We start from the raw sequence: 14,457 nt of genomic DNA on the forward strand, positions 1-14,457 counted from the left end.
CTTTCACTGCCCGAGCCGGAGGACGGCTTTCGTGATCGAACACGCTGACGGAACCCGCACGCCGCTGATCGACGCGAGCGTGCACATCTTCTTCCCGTCCAACAAGGCGCTGCGCGGCGTGCTGCGCGAGCCGTTCAAGAGCCGCGGTTTCCCCGACTATGAGATGGACTGGTACGGCGCCCCTGGCGGTGAGTACGCACCCAACACGGAGGGACCGGACCGGCAGTACCCCGGCTCCGATCCGGAATTTGTTGCCCACGAACTGTTTACGAAGCGCGGGGTCGACGTCGCGGTCCTGCATCCGATGGGACGCGGCATCATGCCCGACCGGCACCTGGGCAGCGCGCTGCACGCCGCGCACAACGAGATGATGGTGTCGGACTGGTTGGAGTCGGGCGAGTTCGGCGAGCGGTTCCGCGGCACCATCCGGGTGAATCCCGACGACATCCCCGGCGCCCTGCGCGAGATCGAGAAGTGGCGTGCGCATCCTCGCGTCGTTCAGATCGGGGTGCCACTGCAATCCCGCGAGCTCTACGGCAAGCCGCAATTCTGGCCGCTCTGGGAGGCCGCGATCGACGCGGGCCTGCCGGTTGCCGCGCACATCGAGGTGGGCAACGGCATCATGTTCCCGCCCACGCCGTCCGGCAACACCCGCACCTACGAGCAATACGTCAGCTTCATGGCGCTGAATTACATCTACCACCAGATGAACATGATCGCCGAGGGCGTGTTCGAACGCTTCGACGGCCTGAAGTTCGTCTGGGCCGACGGTGCCGCCGACTTCCTGACACCGTTCATCTGGCGGATGGACACGTTCGGCCGGCCGCACCTGGAGCAGACGCCGTGGGCGCCGCGCATACCCAGCGACTACCTGCCGGGGCACGTCTACTTCGTCCAGGGCAGCCTCGATGGGCCCGGTGACGTCGATTTCGCCGGCGAATGGTTCGGCTTCACCGGCAAGGACGACATGGTGATGTTCGGCTCCAGTTACCCGCATTGGCAGTTCGGTGACGCCACGAAGCTGCCCAGGGCGCTCTCGAGCGAGCAGCGCGAAAAGGTGTGCTGGCGCAACGCGGCGCGGCTCTACGGCATAGACATCCCCGCCGAAGTGGGCGCACAGTAGAAGCAGGACGCGAGACCGAGGAGTTCCACATGACGTTGACCCATTCGCAGGAGCGGGTTCCCGCTGCCGAGCGCATAGCCGTCCGCTGCGTCGACTCGGATGTCCACCCCGCGCCCAAACGCGGCGAGCTGCTGCCCTACATCCCGGAGCCCTGGCGCAGCAAGTACTTTCTCAACCGCAACGTGGGTGAGTTGATCTACTACGACGCGCCGGATTACGCGCATTCCTACGCGATGCGCGTGGACTCCTTCCCGGCCAACGGCGAATTCCCTTGCAGTGACCCAGATCTGGCGTTCCGCCAGCTCATCATGGAGGCGGGATCCGACATCGCGATCCTGGAACCCGCCGCCTACCCGGCCCGGCTGCCCGAGGCGCAGCACGCGATGTCGTACGCGCTGAACGACTGGCAGGCCAATCACTGGCTGGACAGCCACAACAACTGGCACGAACGGTGGCGCGGATCGATCTGCCTCGCCATCGAGGAGCCCGAAGCGTCCGTGCGCGAGATCGAGCGGTGGGCCGGGCATCCGTTCATGGCGCAGATACTGATCAAGGCCGAGCCGAAGCCGTCCTGGGGCCATCCCAAATACGACCCGATCTGGGCCGCTGCGACCAAGCACGACATCACCGTGAGTTGCCACCTGTCGCGCAGCCAGTACGACGAGCTACCGATCCCGCCGGTGGGCTTCCCCAGCTACAACCACGACTTCATGGTGACGTACTCGCTGCTGGCCGCGAATCAGGTGATGAGCCTGATCTTCGACGGCGTCTTCGACCGGTTCCCGACGCTGCGGATCGTCTTCGTCGAGCACGCGTTCAGCTGGATCCTGCCGCTGATGTGGCGCATGGATGCGATCTACGAAGCGCGCAAGTCGTGGGTGGATATCAAGCGCAAGCCGTCGGAGTACGTCAAGGACCACATCAAGTTCACCACCCAGCCGCTGGACTACCCCGAAGACAAGACGGAGTTGACCCGCGCGCTGGAATGGATGGAGTGCGAGAAGATCTTGCTCTTCTCCTCGGACTACCCGCACTGGACGTTCGACGACCCCCGCTGGTTGGTCAAGCACCTTCCGAAGGCGGCACGCGATGCGGTGATGTACAAGAACGGCATTGCGACCTACCACCTGCCCGAGACCGTCCCGGTCCTCGAGGGTCAGACCCGGGTGCTCTGAGTTGACCGAAGAAATCAAACGGCCCGAGCCCCGTCTCGCCCAGGGCCGCGAGCATGTCGTTGCCACCGTGGACGAGATTCCGCCGGGCAAACACAAGCTGGTCCCCATCGGGCGGCACGGCGTCGGGGTCTACAACGTCAACGGCAGCTTCTATGCGATCGCGAACTACTGTCCGCATCAAGGCGGCCCCTTGTGCTCGGGCCGCGCGCGGGGGCGCACGATCGTCGACGAAACCGCGCCGGGCGACTCGGTGATGGTGCGCGACCTGGAGTACATCTACTGCCCCTGGCACCAATGGGGTTTCGAGCTGGCCACCGGTACGACAGCGGTCAAACCGGAGTGGAGTATTCGCACCTACCCGGTGCGCGTCGTCGGCAACGACGTTCTGGTGCAGGCCTAACCACAGGAGAATCGCGTGCCTTCTATCGAGATCAACGGGGGAAACGTCGTCTACGAAATCCTCGGTGACTCAGGAGATCTCATCGCCTTGACGCCGGGCGGCCGGTTCAGTAAGGAGATCGAGGGTTTGCGGCCGCTCGCCGACGCGCTGGCCGCGGGCGGATACCGCGTGTTGCTGTGGGACCGGCCCAACTGCGGTGCTTCCGAGGTGCAATTCTACGGGCAGAGCGAATCACACATGCGCGCCGAGACACTGCACAAGCTGGTGACGGGGCTGGGATTCGAGCGCTGCATCCTCGCCGGGGGATCCGGCGGGGCACGCGATTCCATGCTGACCACGATGCTCTACCCGGAAATGGTCACCAAGCTGGTGGTGTGGAACATCGTCGGCGGCATCTACGGCACCTTCGTGCTCGGCTCCTTCTACATCATCCCGAGCATCCTCGCGGTGCGCGGCACCGGCATGGACGGCGTGGTGAAGGTGGCCGAATGGCGCGACCGCATCGAGGAGAACCCCAACAACAAGCAGCGATTCCTCGACTTCGACCCCGACGAGTTCCTCAAGGTGATGCTGCGCTGGCTGAACGCGTTCGTCTCCAAGCCGGGGCAGACCATCCCGGGCGTCGAGGACGAGATGTTCGACCGAATTAAGGTCCCCACGTTGATCATTCGCGGCGGCGAGAACGACATGGATCACCCGAAGCGGACGTCGCTCGAGGTCAGTTGCCTGATCAAGGGATCGAAGCTGATCGATCCGCCGTGGCCGGAGGATGCGTGGGAACGCGCGTCCGAAGACCGCGCGGCGGGCCGGGTGCAGCACTTCAACATGTTCGACACGTGGGTGCAGGCGGCGCCCGCGATCCTCGAGTTCCTGGGCTCGTGATGGCGTTAGACGGTGCGGATGTGAACCTCGCAGTTGAGCGAGGCCTCGAGAGCCGTGTGGACCCGGCTCTCCGGGATGCGTTCGAGGTCCTGCTCCCGCAGCGTCACGTATACGATGTCGAATCCGTCTTCCCCGGGCATCCGTTCGATGTCACCGGTGAGCCCGAATCCGGCCAGCACTCCGTGGGCGTCGTCGTCGGTTCCCCGGCTGATGAAGGTGACCACCCCGGGTACCGCAATGTCGCCGAACACCTTGGCGCACAGGTTCATTGCTCGCTGCTTGGCCGCGTCGCCGTCTTCGGCGACGATCAGCAATTCGACTTCCCGACGCCCCGCGGGCATGGCCGCGAGGTCGTTCTCGACCACGCCGGCGCCCGCCCGCGCCGCGAGCTCAAGGAGCGCTGCCATGCCGTCTCGTAGCTGCGCCGCCGTGGACACGCTTTGCGGGTCGACGTTGACGCGCACCACCGCAGTTCGCATGCGCGCAAGCGTAACCAAGATGATGGCGGACCGGCCGTGAGCACCGCGCAATCCACCCCCATCACCACCGCCACCGTGCCCGGCTGCGAACCGCGGCTGCTCTTCGGACCAACCGGCCACGCGCCCGAGGATGTCGCGGCGTACCGAGAGCGGGGCGGCTATCGGCCGCTCGCCGACGCCGATGGATTGCTGAGCGAGGTGGAGGCCAGCGGCCTGGTCGGTCGCGGTGGTGCCGCCTTCCCGCTGGCGATCAAGTTGCGCGCGGTGCGCGATAACGGCCGCATTGCCGGCGGCGCCGTGGTCGTCGCGAATGGCGAAGAGGGAGAACCGGCTTCGGTCAAGGACCGGTGGCTGCTGCGCAACCGGCCGCACCTGATCCTGGACGGGTTGCGGTTGGCCGCCGCGGTCGTGGGCACGAACCGCGCCCACGTCTACCTCTCCGATCCGGAATCGGCGCGCAGCGTCGAAAGGGCGCTCTCCGAGACCGATCCCGTCGCGCTCGGCGGTGTCACCGTCAGCATGCTGACCGTGCGGCCCGGATACGTGGCCGGCGAGGAAACCGCCGCCGTCCGCGCGCTCAACGGCGGGCCGGCCAAGCCGACGGACAAGCCGCCGCGGCCGTTCGAAGCCGGCGTCGACGATTGGCCCACGTTGGTGAGCAATGTCGAGACCCTGGCCCACCTGCCCTATCTGCAGTGCCACGGCGCCGGAGCGTTCCGCTCGCAAGGCACGTCGTTGTCGCCGGGGACGTTCCTGGCCACCATCACCGGCGCTGGCCGGCCGCCCGTTCTCTATGAACTGCCGTACGGCCTAGCGTTCACCGAACTCCTTGCCCTGCACGGTGTTCCGTCGGAGCAGGTGCGCGGGGCGTTGATGGGCGGTTACTTCGCCGGCCTGCTCAACCGCCGCGTGCTGGAGACAACCTTGGACCACGAGACGATGCGGCGTGTCGGCAGCGGTTTGGGAGCGGGCGCCATCGCGCTGCTCACCGACGACTGCCCCGTCGCGGTCGCGGCGTCGGTGTTGGCCTACTTCGACCGGGAAAACGCCGGGCAATGCGGCTCGTGCTTCAACGGAACGGCGGCGATGGCGGCCGCGGCCGGTGCGCTGCGCGATGGCGCCGCGACGAAGGAAGACGTCGAACGGTTGCGCCGCTGGTCCGTGCTACTGCGCGGACGGGGCGCGTGCGCGACGCTGGACGCCGCCACCAACGTCGCGGCCGGCCTACTCGGCGAGTTTCCGGGCGAAGTCACCGCACATCTCGACGGCACGTGCCAGGGCTGCGCTCGCGGCGCGTTCCGCGCCGACCGTCCCTACGAGGCGGAAGCTTTGAGGCTCGCATGAAAATCCGCTTGGACCGCACTGTCTGCGATGGTTTCGGCATCTGCGCCAAATACGCGCCCGGATACTTCTCCCTTGACGACTGGGGTTACGCGTCCCTTATCGGCGACGGCACCGTGGCGGAGTCGGATCGCGATGCGGTGATGCGCGCGCTGATGGACTGCCCGGTGCACGCCATCGCCGAGATCGGCGAGCGTACATACCCCACACCCCGCCCCCCGCTCGCCGACGCGGACGACCCGGCCGAGCGGCTCAAAACCGAAGAGAACGAGGCGGAGTGGGGATTCACCCGCTGATCACCGGGCAGAGCGACGACAGGAATTCCTGGGTCCGCAGCCGCGATGCGGCGCGTTCGGTGGTGTCCTTGCCTAGGGGGACGATTCGCGCCGCGAGATCGGTGACACCCGCGTCCCGGTATCGGCGCAGCCGCGCGAGGATGGTCGCCTCGTCACCTGCCGCCATGGTGTCGCCGACGTCCTCGGCATCCCCGTGCTCGAGCAGGCGCACGTAGTTCGGGGAGAAATCCGCATGCCCGAGGACCTCACTGGCGTAGGCGCGGGCGTCGTCGGTCTCGGTGGGCGAACAGAGTGCAATCGGGACGCCGGCGACGATTCGTGGCGCGGGCCGCCCGGCCCGGTCGGCCGCCGCGGTGATGCGCGGCACGACGTAGTCGGCGATCGCCCGCTCGTCCGCCATCCAGAGGATCGTGCCCCCTGTTCGCTCGCCCGCCAGCCGCAGCATCGTCGGCCCGAGCGCCGCCAACAGGACCGGAACCTGGCATGTGTCAGTCACATCCACCGGTCCGTGGACGTGGTAGGTGTCGTTGTCGACATCGACGGAACCCGGACCGGCGAACGACGCGTCGAGCACATCGAGATAGTCGGCCACCACGCGCGCCGGGCGGTCGTAGGCCAATCCGAGCTGGCCGTTGATGATCCAGTGGTGCGAGGGCCCGATGCCGAGCGTGAACCGCCCTCCGCAGGCGATCTGGGTGGTCAGGGCCTGCTGCGCCATGATCATCGGATGGCGGGTCTGAATCGGCACGACCGCCGTCCCAAGCTCGATGCCGCCGGTGGCCTGCCCGATCAGCGCGACGACGGTGAGCGCGTCGAGGTAGCCGGGGACTTGGGGCATCCAAAACGTGGTGAAGCCCGCGTTTTCGGCCGCGACGGCGTCGCCGGTCACGCCGGCCAGCCGGTCGGCCCGCGGGCGCTCCTTGTCGGAGCCGACCATCATGCCGATGCGCATGCGCCCCCACGCCTATGGCACATGGCGGTCCCATTCGAACGGCACCACCGCGAAAAACGGTGCGGCGAAAAGCGGTTCGACACCTGACTCTTCCCAGCGGTCGGATAGCACCGGCCGCAGCCGCTCCGCCGTGCCGACCGGATCGTCATCGAGGAAGCAATACGTGATCGATTGCCCCCCAGGGGCGCTTGCCAGGTTCGCGTCGACCTCTCGCGACGCCGCCGACCAGACGCCGGCGACGCCGGCCACATCCAGCAGTCGGTCCGCTGCCGCCGCCCCTCGCTCGAGCAACAGGAACGCGCCCCGCACGGGCATCCAGGGCAGGACGTCCGATCCCACCTTCACCCGCGGCGCCGCCGCCTTGTCCCGCACCTCGTACACGCCGCGCTCCACCGGCGGCAGCAGCGTGATCTTGCGGCCGGCGTTCCCGAGCGCCGTGGACAGCTCGTTGAATCCGCGCAACCCGGCATCCTCGGTGAAGAAGTACGTCATCACGTGGTCGACCGCGTCCAACGGTCCCGCGCTGATCGCCCGGGCGGAGCGGCAGGCGGGCGTTGACACCAACCGCAGCGAGGCGCGCACCGCGGCCAACCGGTGCTGCTCGGGCCGATGATCAAGGGTGTGCCAGCGCAGGTACTCGGCGTCCAGTCCGTCGGGATGGCGAGTCGCCATGGAGACGAACAGCGTGGTGATGTCGCCCCGCCCGGCGGCGAGGATCTTGCCAACCTGATCCGATGGCGTGCCGGGAAGCTGCATGGCTAGTCCCCTCACGATGGAGTCGAATCGTATTCGGATAACACGATTTCGGGGTGTCGGGCCGCGATCATGCGCCGGAAGCCCTCGCGCCAGGGCACTTTCGTGCGGCCGAGCACCTCGTGCATGTGGGTGACGTCCGGCCATAGCGGCGTGTGCGCTTCGGGGGTGTATTCGAAACGCGGTTCGACACCCACCAACCGGCCCATGAAGGCGCAGTAGTCTTCGACGCTGACCGTTTCGCTGCCGGCCCAGTTCACCACGACCGGCGGCACCGCGGCGACTTCCATGGCGCGGATGCCCAGTTCCACGTAGTCGTCTTCGTAGATCGGGTTGTAGTTGTTCGGCTTGTCGGGATGCAGCCGGATGGGCCTGCCCGCCAACATCGCATCGAGGCGGTCGGCGGCCGCACCGCCCTGGGGGCCGTAAGTCGAACAAATGCGGATGATGGTGAGCGGAATCTGGTAGTGCTTGGCGATCCAGGTGCACACCGCTTCGGCGGCGACCTTGGAGATGCTGTAGTTCGCGCGCAGGGGCACCCCCGGCGGATCTGCCTCGGTCAGCGGTCGCCGCCCCTGGTAGGCGTAGATCGAGCCGGTCGAGCAGAAGACAAAACCCTTGGCAGCGCGGCAGTGGTAGAGCAGCTCGCCGGACATCTGGGCGTTGGTTTCGACGCAGCGGTTCCAGTCGCCCGTGCCGGGGTCCACCGCGGCATGAAAAACGTAAGTGAAATCGTTTGGGAGACCGGCGAAATCGCCTGTGCCGATATCCAGCGCGAGGGGCTTGATGCCGGCGGCGACCAGCCTCTCTCGACCGGCGGGGTCGGTGAACCGCGCGGCCCCCCAGACCTCGTTCGATGCCGCCAGAGCCCGCGCGATGGGAAACGCGATCTTGCCCGTCGCCCCGGTGATCAAAATCTTCTCCGCGTTCAGCAACCAGACCTCCGATCATGACCGAGGTAAATGTGAAGTACTTGATATCTCGTGGGGCAGCATAACGCCCGCCGGAAAGGAAATCTTGCGTGCGGTCGGCAGGTGTCGGCGAACCATTTTGACCATGGTCGTGGCGGTCTGAACGGAATAAGCTGAATCCGCCAGGGTCACGATGACCCCATCGGGAGGCACCATGAGGTGGTTTATTCGTCGCCTGACCGCCGCCCTAGCGGTCGCCTTCGCCGCGGCGGCGGTCATGGCGATCGCGCCGCCGGGAATCAGCTCGGCGGATTGCGATCACAACATGTCGTTCAATCCGGTGACCCTCGCCTGCAAACCGCCACCTCCGCCGCCACCGCCCTGGTACACGCCGCCACCGCCATACGCGCCGTCATTCGCCGGGCAAAATGTGCCGCCGCCTCCGCCGCAGCCGTGGTGGACATCGGAGCCCCCGATGTGGAGCGTCGGTTTTCACCAGTGGGGCATTTACCTGAACGGCGTCTGGGTGCCCCTCTGAGCGGCCATGCCGCGTTCCCCCATTTCAGGTGGGCAGGAACCATGGGCCTCGATCGCACCCGCGTGCGAGTGATAACGTAATTCTCCGATTCGTATAACGGCCCTACCATGCCGCATCGGGGCCGTTCGGCTCGCGGAGGTGACGTGTCAGCAGCACCGGGCCGACCGCTGCCCCTGGTCACGCAGGACAACGAGTTCTTCTGGACCTCCGGAGCCGACGGCAAGCTCCGGCTGCAGGAATGCCAGTCCTGCCAATCGCTGATCCATCCGCCCGCGCCCGTGTGCCGGTACTGCCGCTCACTGGATGTCGGGGTGCGTGCCGTCTCCGGAAGGGCAACGCTCGCCGGGTTCACCATCAACGAAAGGTTCAGCCTGCCCGGGCTGGCCGCGCCGTACGTGATCGCGCAGGTGGCGATCGCCGAAGATCCGCGAATTCGGTTGACCACCAACATCGTTGAGTGCGAGTTCGATCGGCTGGAACTGGGCCAGCAGGTCGAGGTCGTCTTCGAGCAGGTCGAGGACGTGTGGTTTCCGCTGTTCCGTCCGGTCCCGAATGCCGAAACCGGCCCCTTGCCGTCCGACGAGATAGCGCCGGAGCGCTTCGGCGACCACGTGCGCCCGATGCTGACAACGGAGAAGTTCGAGGACAAGGTCGCGCTGACCGGGACCGGCATGTCGCCGATCGGTCGCCGGCTGATGCAGCCGCCGTTGGCGCTGACGGTGCAGGCGTGCGAAGCGGCCATCGCCGACGCCGGCCTGACCTTCGCCGACATCGACGGCCTGTCCACCTATCCCGGCGCTCTCACCGTGGCGGGAATGGGCGAAGGCGGCGTGACCGCGCTGGAAGCCGCACTCGGCATCCGGCCGACGTGGCACAACGGCGCGATGGAAACGTTCGGACCGGGTGGCTCGTTGATCGCCGCGATGCTTGCGGTCGCCGGCGGGCTCGCGCGGCACGTGCTGTGCTTCCGGACGGTGTGGGAAGCCACCCACGGCGAGCTCATGAAGCAGGGCAAGATCAGCCCGTCGATGGGCCGGATGTCGGGCTGGCAGATGCCATTCGGCGCGACGTCCGCGGCGCACACCTTGGCGATGAACGCCCAGCGGCACTTTCACCGCTACGGCACCACCAAGGAGACCCTGGGCTGGATCGCGTTGAATCAGCGGGCCAACGCCGAGCTCAACCCGACCGCGATCTACCGGTCGCCGATGACGATGGACGACTACCTCAACGCGCGGCCCATCACCACGCCGTTCGGTCTCTACGACTGCGACGTGCCCTGCGACGGCGCGATCGCCGTCATCGTCTCCGCCGTCGACGCCGCGCGTGACCTCGCCAAGCCGCCCGTCCTGGTCGAGGCGGTGGGCACGCAGATCGTCGAGCGTATCGACTGGGACCAAAGCACTCTCACCCACGAACCGCAGGTGCTGGGCCAGGCGGCGCACGTGTGGACGCGAACCTCCCTGCGCCCCGCCGATGTCGACGTCGCCGAGCTCTACGACGGCTTCACCATGAACTGTCTGTCCTGGATCGAGGCGCTGGGATTCTGCGAAATCGGCGAGGCCAAAGAGTTTCTGGACGGCGGCAAGAACATCGCCCGTGACGGCCTGTTGCCGCTGAACACCCACGGCGGCCAGCTGTCGCACGGGCGCACCCACGGCATGGGCCTCGTCCACGAGGCCATCACCCAGCTGCGCGGGGAGGCCGGCGATCGCCAGGTCGCCGACGCCCGCGTCGGCGTCGTCAGCAGCGGCGGACTCACGCCCAGCGGTGTGCTGCTGCTTCGGGCCGATACATGAGTGCGCCGCGACCCAGGCTGGTGATCGTCGACGGGGTGCCGATGTCGGCGCTGGTCGCCGAGGCCGACCAACCCAAGGCCGTGATCGTGGCGATCCACGGGGGCGGCACCACCGCAATGTACTTCGACTGCCCGGGCCATCCCTCGTATTCGCTGTTGCGGACCGGCGCGGCAGCCGGATTCACCGTGGTGGCGATCGACCGGCCGGGCTACGGCAGCTCCGCGCCCTATCCGGAGGCGATGGCCGCGGGCGATCAGCGCGTCAACCTGGCGTACGGTGCGGTCGAGCGCATTCTCGGTGACCGGCCGCGCGGCGCGGGCCTGTTCGTGATGGGGCATTCGGGCGGCTGCGAGCTGACGATGCGGATGGCCGCCGACGAGCGCGGTGCCGATCTGCTCGGCATCGAATTGGCCGGCACCGGTCGGCACTACCACCCCGCGGCCAAGGAGATACTCAAAACGGCGACCCGCGAACGACGCCCATCGGGGATGCGCGAGCTGCTGTGGAGCCCGGAACACCTGTATCCGCCCGAGGTTCTCGGCGGCGCGACGGTGTCCCCCTCTGCGCCGTCGTACGAGGATCAAATGGTGTCGGACTGGGCGCGCCAGACTTTTCCGACGCTGGCCCCGGCCGTGCGGGTGCCTGTGCACTTCAGCATCGCCGAACACGAGAAAGTCTGGCAGGCCGACGATTCGGCGGTGCAGCAGATCACCGCGATGTTCTCCGCCGCGCCGCGCTTCACCGTGCACCGGCAGCCCGGGGCGGGGCACAACATCAGCCTCGGCCACACCGCCGCGGATTATCACGCGGAGGTCCTTGCGTTCGTCGACGAATGCGTGACGGCATCGGGTTCGGAAGAGGCCACCGGATGAGAGTCGGATTCATCGGTCTGGGCAGTCAGGGCGCCCCCATGGCGCGGCGGATCGTCGAGGGCGGCTACGAGACGACGTTGTGGGCACGCAGACCCGCAACCCTCGAGGCGTTCGCCGACACCGCGGCGAAGATCGCCGAGTCACCGGCCGAGCTCGCCGCGGCCAGCGACCTGGTCTGCCTCTGCGTCGTGGGCGACGCCGACGTCGACGAGATCACGTCCGGCGACCATGGCGTGCTGGCCGCGATGAAACCGGGCGGTGTCATCGCCATCCACAGCACCGTGCATCCCAACACCTGCCGGGATCTTTCGAAACAAGCCGCAACCAAAGGGATTTCGGTCATTGACGCGCCGGTCAGCGGCGGCGGCCCGGCCGCGGCCGAAGGGCGTCTGCTGGTGATGGTCGGTGGCGACGCCGACGCCGTCGAGCGGTGCCGCCCGGTCTTCGCCACCTATGCCGATCCGGTCGTGCACCTCGGCGAGCTCGGTTCCGGTCAGACCACGAAGCTGCTCAACAACCTGCTGTTCACCGCCCACCTGGCCACCGCGGCCAGCGCGCTGTCGCTGGCTCGCTCCCTCGGTGTCGAACCGGACCGCCTCACCGAGGTGGTCTCGCGCAGCAGCGGTAACAGTTTCGCGCTCACCGCCCTTGGCGGCATCGGCGGGCTGGACCGGCTTGCCGGGGTGGCCGGGACGCTGCTGCAGAAAGACGTCCGCCTGGTGGTGGACCTGGCCGACGGAGCCGGCGCGCACGGCGGCGCCGTGCTGGACGCGGCCGACGCCGCGCTGGGCCTCATGGGCCATCCAAGGTGAGGATCGGGTTCGTCGGTGCGGGACGGATGGGCCGCCCCATGGTGGCCCGTCTGGTGGCGGCAGGACACGATGTCCGGGTCGTGGGCCGGACCGCCGAAAAGCGAAGCGATCTCGAGCAGCTCGGCGCCCATGCGGTCGCCGACCCCGTCGAGGTTTGTAGGTGCGCCGACGTCGTGGTGCTGTGCGTGTTCACCGACCTACAGCTGCGGGAGGTATACCTGGACGGTGGACTGCTGGCCGCCATGCCGCCCGGGTCCGTGCTGGTCGTGCACACCACCGCCGGCCCGAACACGGTCGACGCGCTCGCCGCACACGCCGAAGGCGTCGACGTCGTCGACGCTCCGGTCAGCGGCGGCCCGCATGACATCGCGGCCGGCCGGCTAACGCTGTTCGTCGGCGGCGCCGAAGACGCCGTGGCGCGGGTGCGGACGGTGCTCGCCTGTTACGGAGATCCGGTTCTGCACGTGGGCCCCCGCGGATCCGGCGAGAAGGTGAAGCTAGTCAACAACGCGTTGTTCGCGGGCCATATCGGGCTGCTCGCGGAGGCGGTGCGGCTCGGTGAGCGACTTGGCGTGGCGGAGTCGACGTTGTTGCCCGCGTTGGCGCACGGCAGTGCGACCAGCCGGGTCCTGAGCCTGGCGGCGGCGGGCGGCTCCGTCGCATCGTTCATCGAGGTGGCCGGTGAATTCGTCCGAAAAGATGTCAGCGTGGCGCGTGGCATCGCCCAGGAACTCGGCAGTGAACTCGGCGCTCTGGATGACGCGATCGACGCCATCGGCGTCTCGAACGGGGTTTGAGATGCCAGCGTTTCGGTCTTTCCGGTTCGTCACGAAGGTATTACCGTTACCTTTACAGTCAACGACTCGGCTGTAACGGCTGCAGCCTGCCCTCGCCGCTGAGGAGGAATCAGTGACAAAACCGAAGGTCGTCTTCGATCCGTACTCCGAGGACTACTACAACAATCCGTTCGACATCTATCGACGGATGCGCGAGGACGCGCCGTTGTACTACGACGAAAAAGAGGACTTCTACGCGTTGACCCGCCACGTGGACGTCGCGGCGGCATTCAAAGACTTCGAGACCTATTCCTCGGCGCGCGGCTGCGACCTGGCGATGGTACGCAGGGGCATCTCCCCCGAGCAGAAGTCGATCATCTTCATGGATCCGCCGGAGCACCGCCACATGCGCAGCCTGCTCAACAAGGCGTTCACGCCGCGGGCGATCCAATCCCAGCGCGAAACCGTCATCGAGGTGATCGACAAGTACCTGGACGCCGCCGACCCGGAGAATTTTGACGTGGTCCAGGACTTCTCCGGCCCGTTCCCGGTGGAAGTCATCACCCGGATGGCCGGGGTGCCGGAGGAATACCGCCAGCAGGTGCGCCACTGGATCGACACCAGCCTGTCCCACGAACCGGGCCAGATCGAGATCAGTGAAGCCGGAATGCAGGCCAACATCGACACGGCGATGTACTACTTCGGCCTCGTGCAGGAGCGCCGCCAGGAACCGCAGGACGACATGATCAGCCGCCTGATCGCGGCCGAGATCCCAGGTGAAGACGGCCAGCTGCGCAAGCTCGACGACATCGAGATCTGCGGGTTCGCGACCCTTTTGGGCGGAGCGGGCGCCGAGACCGTCACCAAGCTCCTCGGCAACGCGGCGGTGATCTTCGCCCGGCACCCCGACCAGTGGCAGAAGCTCCAGGAAGACCGCGACAAGATCCCCGGGGCGGTGGAAGAGCTGCTGCGCTATGAGGGACCGGTGCAGTACAACGTCCGCTACACGCTCAAAGAGGCACACGTCAGCGGCGGGGTGATCCCTGCGGGCAAGCCGGTGTTCCTCTGTGGCGCAGCGGCCAACCGGGACCCAGAGGCCTTCACCGATGCCGACACGTTCGACATCGAGCGTGACCAGACCGAGGCCCAGCACCTCGGGCTGGGGTACGGGATCCACAGCTGCCTTGGCGCCGCCCTGGCCCGCCTGGAGAGCAGGATTGCGCTGGAACGGCTCCTCGACTTCATGCCGCGCTACGAGGTGGACTGGGCGGGCTGCAAACGGGTAACGATGCAAAACGTTGCGGGCTGGAAGAACGTGCCCGTCAAGATACTTCGGTAAGGGGGTTGC

16 protein-coding genes are annotated in these 14,457 nt (G+C 67.2%); 12 read left to right on the forward strand and 4 right to left on the reverse strand.

Annotated elements, in window-relative coordinates:
- The first annotated feature begins 31 nt into the window (after window positions 1-31).
- The 4 genes from A5681_RS11225 to A5681_RS11240 are packed head-to-tail and all read left to right on the forward strand — an operon-like array spanning window position 32 to window position 3,580.
- The gene (locus A5681_RS11225) at window positions 32-1,123 is read left to right on the forward strand and encodes an amidohydrolase family protein (RefSeq protein WP_067273740.1); all 1,092 of its coding nucleotides are present in this window, start codon (window positions 32-34) and stop codon (window positions 1,121-1,123) included.
- Window positions 1,124-1,152: 29 nt separating this feature from the next.
- On the forward strand, window positions 1,153-2,298 hold the full coding sequence (locus A5681_RS11230; protein ID WP_067273744.1) for an amidohydrolase family protein: 1,146 nt from the start codon (window positions 1,153-1,155) through the stop codon (window positions 2,296-2,298).
- Window position 2,299: 1 nt separating this feature from the next.
- Complete coding sequence (locus A5681_RS11235) at window positions 2,300-2,698, forward strand: Rieske (2Fe-2S) protein (protein WP_067273746.1); 399 nt, start codon at window positions 2,300-2,302, stop codon at window positions 2,696-2,698.
- Between the two features lie 15 nt (window positions 2,699-2,713).
- The gene (locus A5681_RS11240; protein ID WP_067273750.1) at window positions 2,714-3,580 is read left to right on the forward strand and encodes an alpha/beta fold hydrolase; all 867 of its coding nucleotides are present in this window, start codon (window positions 2,714-2,716) and stop codon (window positions 3,578-3,580) included.
- 5 nt (window positions 3,581-3,585) lie between these two features.
- Here A5681_RS11240 and A5681_RS11245 read toward each other — a convergent pair whose 3' ends face one another.
- Window positions 3,586-4,059, reverse strand: coding sequence for a hypothetical protein (locus A5681_RS11245; RefSeq protein WP_067273755.1), 474 nt, complete (start codon window positions 4,057-4,059; stop codon window positions 3,586-3,588).
- Between the two features lie 36 nt (window positions 4,060-4,095).
- On the opposite strand from A5681_RS11245, the gene A5681_RS11250 reads away from it, so the two are divergent.
- Window positions 4,096-5,403, forward strand: a complete 1,308-nt coding sequence (locus tag A5681_RS11250) for an NADH-ubiquinone oxidoreductase-F iron-sulfur binding region domain-containing protein (protein ID WP_067273760.1) — start codon at window positions 4,096-4,098, stop codon at window positions 5,401-5,403.
- Window positions 5,400-5,696 carry a ferredoxin gene (locus A5681_RS11255; protein WP_067273763.1) on the forward strand — a complete coding sequence of 99 codons (297 nt, stop codon included), beginning with the start codon at window positions 5,400-5,402 and terminating at the stop codon, window positions 5,694-5,696. The genes A5681_RS11250 and A5681_RS11255 overlap by 4 nt, the downstream gene beginning before the upstream one ends.
- Here A5681_RS11255 and A5681_RS11260 read toward each other — a convergent pair.
- From A5681_RS11260 to A5681_RS11270, 3 genes are read right to left on the reverse strand one after another with little or no spacing between them, the layout of a single operon-like run.
- On the reverse strand, window positions 5,686-6,648 hold the full coding sequence (locus A5681_RS11260) for an LLM class F420-dependent oxidoreductase (protein ID WP_067273766.1): 963 nt from the start codon (window positions 6,646-6,648) through the stop codon (window positions 5,686-5,688). The genes A5681_RS11255 and A5681_RS11260 overlap by 11 nt on opposite strands.
- Window positions 6,649-6,660: 12 nt before the next feature.
- Complete coding sequence (locus tag A5681_RS11265) at window positions 6,661-7,404, reverse strand: hypothetical protein (protein ID WP_067273767.1); 744 nt, start codon at window positions 7,402-7,404, stop codon at window positions 6,661-6,663.
- Between the two features lie 11 nt (window positions 7,405-7,415).
- A complete protein-coding gene (locus A5681_RS11270) occupies window positions 7,416-8,336 on the reverse strand; it encodes an NAD-dependent epimerase/dehydratase family protein (protein WP_067273771.1) in 921 nt (306 codons plus the stop codon).
- A 190-nt stretch (window positions 8,337-8,526) separates the two neighbouring features.
- Here A5681_RS11270 and A5681_RS26480 point away from each other — a divergent pair, with 190 nt between their 5' ends.
- The 6 genes from A5681_RS26480 (at window position 8,527) to A5681_RS11295 (ending at window position 14,448) form a co-directional block, all read left to right on the forward strand.
- Window positions 8,527-8,850, forward strand: a complete 324-nt coding sequence (locus A5681_RS26480; RefSeq protein WP_082968312.1) for a hypothetical protein — start codon at window positions 8,527-8,529, stop codon at window positions 8,848-8,850.
- Window positions 8,851-8,957: 107 nt separating this feature from the next.
- A complete protein-coding gene (locus tag A5681_RS11275) occupies window positions 8,958-10,649 on the forward strand; it encodes a thiolase C-terminal domain-containing protein (protein ID WP_197498573.1) in 1,692 nt (563 codons plus the stop codon).
- Window positions 10,646-11,521, forward strand: a complete 876-nt coding sequence (locus A5681_RS11280; protein WP_067273778.1) for an alpha/beta hydrolase — start codon at window positions 10,646-10,648, stop codon at window positions 11,519-11,521. Before A5681_RS11275 ends, A5681_RS11280 begins: the two co-directional genes overlap by 4 nt.
- Window positions 11,518-12,333 (forward strand): NAD(P)-dependent oxidoreductase, encoded by an 816-nt coding sequence (locus A5681_RS11285; protein ID WP_067273781.1) that lies wholly within the window; start codon window positions 11,518-11,520, stop codon window positions 12,331-12,333. The genes A5681_RS11280 and A5681_RS11285 overlap by 4 nt, the downstream gene beginning before the upstream one ends.
- Window positions 12,330-13,130: an NAD(P)-dependent oxidoreductase gene (locus A5681_RS11290; protein ID WP_082968313.1), complete on the forward strand. Its 801-nt coding sequence runs from the start codon at window positions 12,330-12,332 to the stop codon at window positions 13,128-13,130. Before A5681_RS11285 ends, A5681_RS11290 begins: the two co-directional genes overlap by 4 nt.
- Window positions 13,131-13,242: 112 nt before the next feature.
- On the forward strand, window positions 13,243-14,448 hold the full coding sequence (locus tag A5681_RS11295; RefSeq protein ID WP_067273788.1) for a cytochrome P450: 1,206 nt from the start codon (window positions 13,243-13,245) through the stop codon (window positions 14,446-14,448).
- Window positions 14,449-14,457 lie beyond the last annotated feature (9 nt).

Source organism: Mycobacterium scrofulaceum (assembly GCF_001667885.1).
GTDB lineage: Bacteria > Actinomycetota > Actinomycetes > Mycobacteriales > Mycobacteriaceae > Mycobacterium > Mycobacterium scrofulaceum_C.